This is a genomic window from uncultured Prevotella sp., from assembly GCF_946407605.1.
Lineage (GTDB): Bacteria > Bacteroidota > Bacteroidia > Bacteroidales > Bacteroidaceae > Prevotella.
Window position 1 is genome coordinate 148,383 of sequence record NZ_CAMJOS010000003.1, and the last position, 12,018, is coordinate 160,400.

General features: G+C 44.1%; 10 protein-coding genes. 7 read left to right on the forward strand and 3 right to left on the reverse strand.

The genetic code is table 11. From position 1 onward, the window contains the following. Positions 1 to 3: 3 nt before the first annotated feature. A complete protein-coding gene (gene recA, locus Q0R57_RS02520) occupies positions 4 to 1,029 on the reverse strand; it encodes a recombinase RecA (protein WP_294743599.1) in 1,026 nt (341 codons plus the stop codon). A 181-nt stretch (positions 1,030 to 1,210) separates the two neighbouring features. Here recA and rhaD point away from each other — a divergent pair, with 181 nt between their 5' ends. Next, complete coding sequence (rhaD, locus tag Q0R57_RS02525; RefSeq protein WP_294743601.1) at positions 1,211 to 2,020, forward strand: rhamnulose-1-phosphate aldolase; 810 nt, start codon at positions 1,211 to 1,213, stop codon at positions 2,018 to 2,020. 568 nt (positions 2,021 to 2,588) lie between these two features. Here rhaD and Q0R57_RS02530 read toward each other — a convergent pair. Continuing rightward, the gene (locus Q0R57_RS02530) at positions 2,589 to 3,128 is read right to left on the reverse strand and encodes an RloB family protein (protein WP_294743603.1); all 540 of its coding nucleotides are present in this window, start codon (positions 3,126 to 3,128) and stop codon (positions 2,589 to 2,591) included. Between the two features lies 1 nt (position 3,129). After that, on the reverse strand, positions 3,130 to 4,380 hold the full coding sequence (locus tag Q0R57_RS02535) for an ATP-binding protein (RefSeq protein WP_294743605.1): 1,251 nt from the start codon (positions 4,378 to 4,380) through the stop codon (positions 3,130 to 3,132). Positions 4,381 to 6,256: 1,876 nt separating this feature from the next. Between Q0R57_RS02535 and Q0R57_RS02540 the strand changes: the two genes are divergently transcribed. From Q0R57_RS02540 to Q0R57_RS02565, 6 genes are all read left to right on the forward strand, one after another. Beyond that, positions 6,257 to 6,916 carry a UpxY family transcription antiterminator gene (locus Q0R57_RS02540; RefSeq protein WP_294743607.1) on the forward strand — a complete coding sequence of 220 codons (660 nt, stop codon included), beginning with the start codon at positions 6,257 to 6,259 and terminating at the stop codon, positions 6,914 to 6,916. A 155-nt stretch (positions 6,917 to 7,071) separates the two neighbouring features. After that, positions 7,072 to 7,425, forward strand: a complete 354-nt coding sequence (locus Q0R57_RS02545) for a hypothetical protein (RefSeq protein WP_294743608.1) — start codon at positions 7,072 to 7,074, stop codon at positions 7,423 to 7,425. 23 nt (positions 7,426 to 7,448) lie between these two features. Then, the gene (locus tag Q0R57_RS02550; RefSeq protein WP_294743610.1) at positions 7,449 to 8,657 is read left to right on the forward strand and encodes an NAD-dependent epimerase/dehydratase family protein; all 1,209 of its coding nucleotides are present in this window, start codon (positions 7,449 to 7,451) and stop codon (positions 8,655 to 8,657) included. 5 nt (positions 8,658 to 8,662) lie between these two features. After that, positions 8,663 to 9,823 carry a UDP-N-acetylglucosamine 2-epimerase (non-hydrolyzing) gene (wecB, locus tag Q0R57_RS02555; protein ID WP_294743612.1) on the forward strand — a complete coding sequence of 387 codons (1,161 nt, stop codon included), beginning with the start codon at positions 8,663 to 8,665 and terminating at the stop codon, positions 9,821 to 9,823. A gap of 51 nt (positions 9,824 to 9,874) precedes the next feature. Further along, a complete protein-coding gene (locus tag Q0R57_RS02560; protein ID WP_294743615.1) occupies positions 9,875 to 10,936 on the forward strand; it encodes a polysaccharide biosynthesis protein in 1,062 nt (353 codons plus the stop codon). A 200-nt stretch (positions 10,937 to 11,136) separates the two neighbouring features. Further along, entirely contained in the window at positions 11,137 to 11,901 is a 765-nt protein-coding gene (locus tag Q0R57_RS02565) for a hypothetical protein (RefSeq protein WP_294743617.1), read from the forward strand. Positions 11,902 to 12,018 lie beyond the last annotated feature (117 nt).

The window sequence follows — 12,018 nt, forward strand, 5'->3', positions numbered from 1 at the left end:
CTTTCAACTCTCCTTGAGTTTCTCCATAATCTTAGCCTCAATCTCCTCGCAGAGCTCGGGATTGTCCTTGAGCAGCGCCTTCACGGCATCACGGCCCTGCCCCAGTTTAGAGTCTCCGTACGAGAACCATGAGCCACTCTTTGTGATGATGCCATACTCCGTGCCCAGATCCACAATCTCACCAATCTTCGAGATACCCTCACCGAAGGTGATCTCAAACTCAGCCTTACGGAAAGGAGGAGCAACCTTGTTCTTCACCACCTTCACGCGCACCTGGTTGCCAATAGGCTGTTCGCCATCCTTCAGTGTGGTCACCTTACGGATGTCCAGACGTACAGAGGCGTAGAACTTCAGGGCGTTACCACCAGTGGTGGTCTCAGGATTGCCAAACATCACACCAATCTTCTCACGCAGCTGGTTGATGAAGATACAGGTGGTGTTGGTCTTGGCAATGGTCGAGGTTACCTTACGCAGGGCCTGACTCATCAGACGTGCATGCAGACCCACTGCCGAGTCGCCCATGTCACCCTCAATCTCCTTCTTCGGTGTCAGGGCAGCCACAGAGTCGATGACGATGATGTCGATAGCAGCAGAGCGGATCAGTTGTTCTGCAATCTCCAGTGCCTGTTCACCATTGTCTGGCTGCGAGATATACAGGTTGTCGATATCCACACCCAACTTCTGTGCATAGAAACGGTCGAAGGCATGCTCTGCATCGATAAAGGCTGCAATACCGCCAGCCTTCTGCGCCTCGGCAATGGCGTGGATGGCCAGCGTGGTCTTACCACTCGATTCTGGACCATATATCTCGATGATACGTCCCTTGGGATAGCCTCCCACGCCCAGTGCAGCGTTCAGACTTATAGAGCCGGTGGGTATCACCTCTACATTTTCGATTTTTTCTTCGCCCATACGCATGATAGAGCCCTTGCCGAAGTCTTTCTCAATCTTCGACATGGCGGCCTGCAGGGCCTTTAGTTTCTCCTGTTGCGGTGTAAGAGCTTCGCTCTCAGCAGCTTTCTTTGCCATAATGATTCTTGATATTTTATGTTTCTGGTTATTTGACCGCAAAGTTACAAAAAAACGAGAATAGCACAAAAGAATTTATCTTATTTTTTTTAAAAATCATAAATCGTGGTATAAAAATCAAATACCTGTGGCTAAACCATGAAAATACAACTATCTTTGCAACGTCAAAAAGCATCAAACTATGAAGAGTATCTTAGACGGACGTCCTGCCCTGAAGGCAGAGATCGAGAAAATAGCAGAGGTAGCTGGTTATCTGTGGCAAAACGGATGGGCCGAGCGTAATGGTGGTAATATCACGGTGAACATCACGGAGTATGCCGATGATGAGATCCGCTGTATGCCTGCCATCAGCGACGTGAAGCAGATTGGCGTCACACTGCCTGCCCTCAAGGGCTGTTATTTCTACTGTAAGGGTACTGGCAAGCGTATGCGCGACCTGGCACGCTGGCCTATGGCCAATGGCTCTGTCATCCGCATCCTCGACGATTGCGCCTCTTATGTCATCATTGCCGACCAGGCTGTGATGCCCACCAGCGAACTGCCCAGTCACCTCACCGTTCATGCCCGTCAGATAGAGACCAACTCTGGTTATAAGGCCACTGTCCATACCCATCCCATCGAGCTGGTGGCCATGAGTCACAACCGTGCCTTCCTCGGCAAGGATGTGCTGACGAAGATCCTGTGGTCAATGATTCCCGAGACCAAGGCCTTCTGTCCGCTGGGCCTGGGCATCGTGCCTTACACCCTCCCTGGCTCCAATGCCTTGGCTGATGCCACGCTGAAGGAACTCGAGGACTACGACGTGGTGATGTGGGAGAAGCATGGCGTCTTTGCTAAGGGCACTGATGTCATGGATGCCTTCGACCAGATCGACGTCCTCTCCAAGTCTGCTAAGATCTACATCAACGCCAAGTGCATGGGCTTCGAGCCCGAAGGCATGAGCGATGAGCAGATGAAGGAGATGTCCAAGGCCTTCAACCTCCCCCGATAGAAAACAACTACTTATTTCATATTATATCTTTAGGTTAGCCGGCGATAAGGAATTCTCCTATCGCCGGTTTTTCATTCTATGTCACTATCCCATTAGAAACATGCAGCCATCATTTCCTTGCCCAACTTACTGTAACCGTCAAACCACGTGACTGCAATAACCTGACAAGGTCATGCGCATTGGTATATGATTTCTGAAATGGTACTCTGTTGATCATTGTATAAAAATAAAACGACCCGCACATTTGAGCATCGTAGAGAGGCTTGGCGGGTTCTAGCGATGCAAAGGTACGAATTATTTCCGAATCTCCCAAGCCTTTTGTTAAAAAATGGAGTTGTTCTCAACTTTTTATTGGTTTTCTTATCTCAGATTGGGAAGAAATTAGTACCTTTGCCACTGGTTATTAGATGTTTGCTACAAGGATGCTTTTAAGCATTTTGCAACATTGAAACGCCAAGCTCACGCAAGTAGTTGTAAATCAATGAATGTCTCATTCGAGGAGGTCAAGTAAGGATTTTAAAATCTTAATTAAAATCCGTGTAGTCTTTCGATTACACGGATTTTTTTACTATCCTTTCAATTCCTCCAATAGTTTAAATACCGTTGTAGAAGGATTTTGGAATGCTGCAAGTTTCTTTGCCCTTTCTACAGCCGACTCTCTATTTTTAGTAAACACAGCCTTCTCTTCTTCAGACAAGACACCCTTTTTGTATCCTTTCGATACCTTCTGATATTTCTGAACACACTTAACAGACGAAATCTCAGATTTTTGCTCCTGATAATGTAACAAGAACCATAGTTCTATACACGGGTTAGAGACTATCAGTTCTGCATTAGGTATCTTTTGCAGTTGTTCCAACATCCCATCAACGTCCAAATCATACATCAAAAAGACTTTATCTTGCTCAGTTCTTACATATTCATTTTGGGAGCGCTCAATATAGTCTTCCGAAATATTCGACTTGCCTTTCTTTACTATGACCTGAATGGGAGCACGATACAATGAACGCAGGAATTTGACATATGCGATCTCCGTTTCACCCTCACAGAAAACAAAGAAGTTGGGCTTCATTTGTTTTCCCTTAGATATACGAACTTTTCTTCCCATCTTAGCCAAGTCGTTTTAAGTTAGTCGACGATTCGTCAATATAGGGGATTGCATCAAAACGACCTTGCAAGTATGCCTTCTCTGCATCCATATTCTCACGGAAATCCTTAAAATCAAAGAGAGAATACAAATCTGAAGACCCATCATCACGCTTATTAACGAAATACACCTGGTCTTTCCTCAACTTTCTCATGTTGAGCAGATTAGTATTATGCGTAGAGAATATGAGCTGAGCCGATTCACTTTGATGGAACAGATTAAGAATATACTCCACCAGATTCACATGTAGTCCCATCGATATTTCATCGATCAGAAGAACTTTGTTGCCCTTGATGATATTCAGAATAGTCAACATCATGTGGAAGAACTCTTGAGTACCACTCGACTCCTCTGAATAAAAATCAAATGGGACTTCCGGATTATTCCTATGGAAAGTCGTAATCTTCAACTGAGGCTTTTGTATATCATCCCTTGAAAGTAACTGATTGCTCAGAGGATCAAAGACAGCAGTTGTCAGCGACCTCAGTTCGTGCTGACTACGAATATCTATAATATCACTATCTGCAGCCTTGAGCACCCTCAAAATCAAGTCCTTGTTCTCATTCAAAAGCGACTCTATGGAATAGCTATTATAGCCAAAATAGTTCAAAATAAAACGCTCATTAAAATAGCGGAACACATCCTTAGCTACATCACGATCCATCTGACTGGCACGAGATACAAAGAGCGTTTTTTTCGATGTATTACCAGCCACGTCCATAGGTCTGCGAATAGCAGAACGGAACTCATAGATATCCTTCTTGTCTGGCCCTTTGCGTTCATCTCGTGAGAACACCAACTTTTTTCGACCAACAGGATAATAATACAGTTCCTCTGTTATAATCTCCGTTTTTGTCAAGGAGAAACTATATTCGTATTCAACCCCCTCTATCAAGAAACGGATATAGAATTTACTTGGCTTACCAACGCCACCAAACTTAAATGGAGTAAAGGCAAAGATTGTGTTCTCGTTATAATTATGCGACTCAAAGATCATTTGAACACAAGCCCTTATCGCTTTGATAATGTTACTCTTTCCTGAAGCATTGGCTCCATAGATAGCAACAGTCTTCAACAACCTTTCGTCATTGCAAACGAAAGTATTACCCAACAGGTCCTTGGATTCTTTAGTCTGAAGACTCGCTGCCTGCATATCCAAAATCACTTCTTCGTTAATAGAGAAAAAGTTACTTAATCGAATTTGTAATACCATCTTGATTTCAATTTTGCAAAATTTCTGCAAATATAGTGATTAAAATAGAATAACACAAGTTTTAATCTTATCTTTTAATCATAATTAACATGAAAGATCAATCAAGGTAACTACTCAGTCCCATGGGCATGAATAGTCTACTTACTGTTGTACGACAGCAAGTATAGCATTAAAGGAGAACCAAAGTACCGCTGCCGAGTTCAATGTCAATCTTGTAACAGCATTCAGTGTCATTGTACGTGAACCCAAGGACGATAACAATGCTAATGTCGGAAAAGATGTCGTAAAAGGCGTCGTAAAAGAACTTACTGATAGACAATAAGTTATACTTGAGCTCCTTTCTTTAGACCCTACTATGACCGCGAGAACCATTTCGGAAAAGATTTCGGAAAAGACTTCGGAAAAGACTTCGGAAAAGTTTACTCAATAAATGTACAGAAAGAGTCCTATAAGATGTCCTGGAAGAATTGGATAGTAGCAGATAAGAATAATTTCATCGGTCATGACCGACAAAATATAAAACGACCCGCACATTTGAGCATCGTAGAGAGGCTTGGCGGGTTCTAGTGTTGCAAAAGTACAAATTATTTCCGAATAACCAAAGTATTTGCTTATTTTTTTGGAAATATCACTTTTATACCTTGAGTTTCCAATAAGAATCTATTATTTCCAGCATTTTATTTGATATATCTATCACCTTTCAGGATGCCGAACGCTGCGGGACTTTTGAATTATTCCTAATTATTCCAATTATTCTCATTCGTTTTAAAAATTTAATCTGTGCCATCTGTGCAATCTGTGTGACATTATCATGGTCAATGGTGAAGGGTGCATGGTGAAGGCTGCGAGTAAGCGAGAACAGAGCCCGCTCGGTTATACCGCTTGCTACCGAAGGGACGCAAGAACTTGTTTGAGCTATGTCGAGCGTGAGCAGACTAGACCGAAGGTCAAGGAGAATAGAAAAAATCTGTGTGATCTGTGAGATCTGTGTGCCCTTATCATGGTGAATGGTGCATGGTGACGGGTGAAGGGAGAATAGTTAATGTTAAAAAAATCTGTGTGATCTGTGATATCTGTGTGACCTTATAATAAAACATGCTCTCTGTGTGCCCTTAAATAATATTCGTGTAATTCGTTTAATTCGTGGTTAGTTAAATATTTCTGTGATTTCCGTGATATCTGTGTGCCTTTAAAAAATCTGTGTTATCTGTGCTATCTGTGTGACTTATATAAAAAACATGCTCTCTGTGTGCCCTTAAATAATATTCGTGTAATTCGTTTAATTCGTGGTTAGTTAAATATTTCTGTGATTTCCGTGATATCTGTGTGCCTTTAAAAAATCTGTGTTATCTGTGCTATCTGTGTGACATAAAATAATCTGTGTGACAAAATTTGGAGGTTTCGATATTTCTTTGTACCTTTGCAACCGATTCCCTGTATGCGCTAATACAGAAGTCACCGTGAACGTGTTCACACGACCAACGTTTAGTGATAGCTCACGCCGATGCCAAGGCAGGTTTAGGCCTCCAAGGCGGTTGTGGTGGGTAGCAGGATATCAGACATATTGAAGGCGTTTACTAACGCTTTGTTCGAGACCATCTGGAATCTGGAAAATTCTCAATCGCTGTCTTGGACTAAGCAACGTAGATGTCCCGGGATTTGGTTATTCGCGTACCTTATTATATATTATAGTAAGGTAAATGGTAATCATATCGGCGTGGGCTCTGACGTTGCCTGTTCAACAGCAATGGGCATTCCAGAGCCTCAGATGGTGGAACGGGCAATAACGGTTCCACGCTTTTTTTATGTCTTCCGCCAGTTTTGGGCGAACATAAAAAGTTCAATCCCTAAAAGCTCTGGTCCAGAGTAATAATGATTGACGTTAAGGACAACCACACTGTCTGGCTACTCGTGTTTTGAACGCGAGCACTCGTTCCTATCGTCTTTCCTCACCGGACCCCTAACGATGCCTGGCACCATTCCCAGAGACGAGATCCACTGGTTTCCCATGTATGTCTCCTATCGCCGTGAGCTCACTGTCAAGCAGGCCCTCGACGACAAGCATATCGAGAACTACATCCCCATGAAGCTCGTCCTCGAGCACAAGGACAAGCAGATTGTCAGGAGCATGGAACCTGTCATCCACAACCTCATCTTTGTCTATTCCTGCATCAACACCCTGTCCCATCTCAAGATGTTCTGTCCCGACTGCGCTCCCCTGCAGTATATGACCTTCAAGGCGCGCACCCTCGAGCAGAGCTCTACGATTATCACCGTTGAGGAGGCCCGTATGCGCCAGTTCATGAAGGCCATGGATGTCCTCGACGAGAAGAACCGTCGTACTTTGGTACCTTACGATGATGCCATCTTCGGCAATGAAGGACGCCGCATCAAGTTCATCCGTGGTGATTTCGAGGGCATCGAGGGCACCATCAAGCGCATCAACAAGAACCGCTCCCTCATCATCGCCCTCAAGCATGTCGGTGTTCTTGTCATCACCATCGATCATGCCACCGACATCGAGTTCCTCGATTAACAGGCATCTTTGATGCCCCAAAAATATTTCTGCTATTTCCTTCATTTCTGCGGGACTTTTTAAAATGATCTGTGTTATCTGTGTGAGATAAATACTTCTGCTCTTTCTGCGGGACAAGAAACCTGCGGGACTCAATATTTGGACTCATACAAATTATGTCACTCATAACGCCACCAATTAAGAATATCTCAGAAGTGACGGAGCCGTTGAAGGAGGAAATCCTGAAGGGTGATGTTCATACAATCGATGAGATGAAGGCCTGGCTGAAGGCCCTGGGCTACAGCGATACGATTAACCAGGCAGCAATCAGTTCTATCCTGCGCGAGTTCGTGATGAGCAAAGTCTCTTGTGATGAAATGAGCAATATGGATATGATTGTTGAGCGGCTTCGTCCTCAGTTGGCAGTCACAAAGGAAGATATTGAACCAGTCATTATCATGGGATTATACCATCATCGTGACCTTATTGGTTCGCCAAGTTCATTTATAAAAGGTGAAAGGCCATTTTAGTTAGGAATTAATAAAACAAGATAATGAAAATATTAGTAACTGGTGCCAAGGGGTTCGTTGGAAAGAACCTTTGTTGGGCATTGAAGAACATACAGGCAGGGAAGGATAAGACGCATCCAGGACTGACTGTAGACGCGGTGTTTGAGTATGATTTGGACTCCACACCGGAAGAATTGGATGCATGGTGCAAGGATTGTGACTTTGTGTTCAATCTGGCAGGTGTGAATCGTCCGAAGGAGCAGAGCGAGTTTATGGAAGGGAACTTTGGGTTCGCTTCTACGTTGCTTGATACACTGAAGAAGTACGGGAACACTTGTCCCGTAATGCTGAGTTCCAGCCAGCAGGCCAGCTTGACAGGTCGCTTTGGCAACTCTGAGTATGGCCGCAGTAAAAAGGCTGGTGAAGATTTGTTCCTCGATTATAGCAAGGAAACTGGCGCTAAGGTGCTGGTGTACCGCTTCCCAAATCTGTTTGGTAAGTGGTGCAGACCGAATTATAACAGTGCGGTAGCTACTTTCTGCAATGCATTCGCTAATGACCTGCCGTATACGGTGAATGATCCCAGCGTGGAGCTGGAGTTGCTGTATATTGATGACTTGGTGGACGAGATGATTGCGGGCTTGCAGGGCAAGGAGCATCATTGTGAGTTTGATGGTCTTGACGTGCTGCCACAGGCAGACGGTAAGTATTGCTATTGCCCGATTACACACCATGTTACTTTGGGCGAGATCGTCGAACTGCTAAAGAGTTTCGCAGAGCAGCCCAAGACATTGATGATTCCAGAGATACCTGCTAATAGCTTTGCAAAGAAGCTGTATAGCACCTATCTGAGTTATCTGCCCTACGAGAAGACCGCATTCTCGCTGAAGATGAATGTGGATGAAAGAGGCTCGTTTACGGAATTGGTACATACCCTCAATGCAGGTCAGGTCTCAATCAATATCAGCAAGCCAGGCATTACAAAGGGTCAGCACTGGCACAATACCAAGTTCGAGCAGTTCATTGTAGTGAAAGGGCATGGCCTTATTCAGCAGCGCAACCTCAATGATCCTGATGGTAAGGTCTTGGAATGGGAAGTAAGTGGTGACAAGATTGAAGCTGTTCACATGCTTCCTGGCTATACACATAATATCATAAATTTGAGCGAAACAGAAGACCTCGTAACAGTCATGTACTGCAACGAAATCTTTAATCCAAACAAACCAGATACATTTTTTGATCCTGTAAAGTAAACGATATGGCACAATTTAAAGATAACGGGAAGTTAAAACTTCTTATCATAGTAGGAACAAGACCAGAAATAATACGTTTAGCGGCTGTCATCAACGAGTGCCGCAAGTACTTTGATACGTTGCTGGCACACACGGGTCAGAACTACGACTACAATTTGAATGGTGTCTTTTTCAAAGACCTCAAATTGGCAGATCCCGATGTGTACATGGAGGCTGTAGGCAATGACCTGGGTGAGACCATGGGTAACATTATTGCCAAGAGCTATCAGCTGATGGTGGAAGTGAAGCCAGATGCTGTATTGGTCCTGGGTGATACCAATAGCTGCTTGTCAGTTATTGGCGCGAAGCGCCTGCATATCCCCATTTTCCACATGGAGGCTGGTAACCGCTGTAAAGATGAGTGTCTGCCAGAGGAGACCAACCGCAGAATCGTTGACATCATTTCTGATGTGAACATGGCTTATAGTGAACATGCCCGTCGCTACTTGGCAGATACAGGTCTGCCCAAGGAACGTACCTATGTGACTGGTAGCCCAATGGCAGAGGTGCTGCACAATAATCTGGCAGAGATTGAGGCAAGTGATATTCACAAGCGTTTGGGCTTGGAGAAGGGTAAGTACATTCTCCTGAGCGCCCATCGCGAAGAGAATATCGATACTGAGAAGAACTTCATGAGCCTCTTTACCGCTATTAACAAGATGGCTGAGAAGTATGATATGCCAATCTTGTATAGCTGCCACCCGCGCAGCCGCAAGAGACTGGAGGCAAGCGGTTTCCAGCTTGATAAGCGCGTCATTCAGCATGAGCCCCTTGGCTTCCATGACTACAACTGCCTTCAGATGAATGCCTTTGCAGTGGTGAGCGACAGCGGCACACTACCAGAAGAGAGTTCGTTCTTTACGAGCGTTGGTCATCCTTTCCCTGCTGTGTGCATTCGCACCAGCACCGAGAGGCCGGAGGCCCTCGACAAAGGATGTTTTGTATTGAGTGGAATTGACACCAAGGGCTTGCTCCAGAGCGTTGATGTGGCTGTAAGCCTTATCAAGGATGGTAATCACGGTATACCTGTTCCCGATTACGTAGATGAGAATGTATCAACGAAGGTGGTACGCATCATCCAGTCATATGTTGGCGTAGTCAACAAGATGGTCTGGCGCAAATTCTAATTCGTGTCATTCGTGATATTTGTGTTCGAATAAATAATCAGATAAACAATTATGAGTGTTTTTGAAAATAAGGTATTGCTCATAACCGGTGGAACCGGTTCGTTTGGAAATGCAGTGTTGAACCGTTTTCTCCGTACAGACATCGGAGAGATTCGTATTTTCTCGCGTGACGAGAAGAAACAGGACGATATGCGTCACGATTTTCAGGCACGTATGCCGGAGGTAGCCAACAAGATCAAGTTCTACATTGGTGATGTGCGCAACAAGAGCACACTGAAGTACGCCATGAAGGGCGTGGACTATGTGTTCCACGCAGCCGCCCTGAAACAGGTGCCCAGTTGTGAGTTCTTCCCCATGGAAGCTGTGAAGACCAATGTGATTGGTACAGATAATACGCTGGATGCTGCTATTGATGCAGGTGTAAAGTGCGTGATTTGCCTTTCAACCGATAAGGCAGCTTATCCTATCAATGCGATGGGTATCACCAAGGCCATTGAGGAGAAGATAGCAGTGGCTAAAAGCCGCTTGAGTGGTGACACTAAGATTTGCTGCACCCGTTATGGTAATGTGATGTGCAGCCGTGGTTCGGTGATTCCTCTTTGGATTGACCAGATCCGTAAGGGTAATCCTATTACGTTGACCGAGCCTAAGATGACTCGCTTCATCATGTCTTTGGAAGAGGCTGTAGATCTCGTACTCTTTGCTTTTGAGAATGGTAAGAATGGTGATATCTTGGTACAGAAGGCACCTGCTTGTACCATCCAGACTCAGGCTGAGGCTGTGCGTGACCTGTTCAAGCACCAGGCACCAGAGGGTACTGAACCTGAGATTAAGGTGATTGGCATTCGTCATGGAGAAAAGCTGTATGAAACTCTTTTGACCAATGAGGAGTGCGCTAAGGCTCAGGATATGGGCAACTTCTATCGTGTACCTGCTGATAATCGTGATTTGAATTACGATAAGTATTTCTCTAAGGGAGATACCAAGCGCGAGGTGCTTACAGAGTTCAATAGCAATAATACAAAACTGTTGACTGTTGAGGAAACTAAGGACAAGATTGCTTCGTTGACCTACATTCAGAACGAGTTAAACGGAATTCCTAATCTGGTATAAACTGACATGAAGGCTGCGATTGAGCGAGAGAAACGCGATGCTCGCATCAGCACTTCCAAGCGTGAGCAGGCTCGAGCGAAGCTCAACTTGGCTCTAGTCATATAACCGAAAAGAGGCTTGCAGCCACATTGCGATTCCCCCAAATGGTGTTTATCACTCTTGCAGAGAGATAAGAAAATTTATCGGCTAGCGCATAAAATATGAGACCAATATTAAAAAATATACTTGTTGCTTTGCTTCTGATAACATTTCTAATTCTGTTACCAGTAATATTGGCACCAGTATTACATTTATCTCATGTAGATGCATATTTCGACTATGGTGGAAAAGAGTCTGACTGGATAACGTTTTGGGGTAATTATCTCGGTGCTGTAATAACAGGCTTGATTTCATTTGTTATCTTGTGGTACACAATTAAGTCGAATAAAGACGAGAATCAAGCCATTATCAATTCAAATCAAAAGGAGAATACTCGAATTATTCAGGAAAATCAGGCAGAGAATACAAGAATACTAGAAGCAAATGCCGATTTAGAGGAAACAAAACGTAAGCAAGAGTATTATCTCCGATTTCGCTCTGAGGTATCCGTTCGACTGTCAAAAATGGATCTTGCAAACTTTATAGGTGTATATGTAGATTTCTCAACACCATACAGAGAAGCTAAGGCCCGCCTTGAATCTTTTCATGGACAACTGACAGAGGATCTTAATTCGTTCATAATATTGTATGATGGTGATTGCAATGAATTAATCCAAGAATATAGAAAGACAGTAGATATTATAACAGAGAAGATACGCGATTTCTTGCTATTATTCAAAGACATGAACGATTCAAGCGATCAGCAAGTAAAATTGGATAAACAGATCGAAATAAAAAAAGAGACAGCAAAACTCAAAGATTTGAAACCAGTAATCAATGACCTTTGGAGTAATGCAAAACTAGAGATTGACAAATTGAAAATATAGTTTTTTGCGGCACAGAGCCAACAGGCCTTACGTGCAGCCTTTGGCTCTTATATGCCGCAACCATATAAAGGGCGGGGAACCCGCTGGTCTCTCATAAAACAAAGGTTCAATATCAGC

Coding starts and splice junctions, on each gene's coding strand:
- Q0R57_RS02560 (WP_294743615.1), top strand. CDS start 9,875: ATGAGTGTTTTTGAAAATAAGGTATTGCTCATAACCGGTGGAACCGGT.
- recA (WP_294743599.1), bottom strand. CDS start 1,029: ATGGCAAAGAAAGCTGCTGAGAGCGAAGCTCTTACACCGCAACAGGAG.
- Q0R57_RS02550 (WP_294743610.1), top strand. CDS start 7,449: ATGAAAATATTAGTAACTGGTGCCAAGGGGTTCGTTGGAAAGAACCTT.
- rhaD (WP_294743601.1), top strand. CDS start 1,211: ATGAAGAGTATCTTAGACGGACGTCCTGCCCTGAAGGCAGAGATCGAG.
- Q0R57_RS02545 (WP_294743608.1), top strand. CDS start 7,072: ATGTCACTCATAACGCCACCAATTAAGAATATCTCAGAAGTGACGGAG.
- Q0R57_RS02565 (WP_294743617.1), top strand. CDS start 11,137: ATGAGACCAATATTAAAAAATATACTTGTTGCTTTGCTTCTGATAACA.
- Q0R57_RS02530 (WP_294743603.1), bottom strand. CDS start 3,128: ATGGGAAGAAAAGTTCGTATATCTAAGGGAAAACAAATGAAGCCCAAC.
- wecB (WP_294743612.1), top strand. CDS start 8,663: ATGGCACAATTTAAAGATAACGGGAAGTTAAAACTTCTTATCATAGTA.
- Q0R57_RS02535 (WP_294743605.1), bottom strand. CDS start 4,380: ATGGTATTACAAATTCGATTAAGTAACTTTTTCTCTATTAACGAAGAA.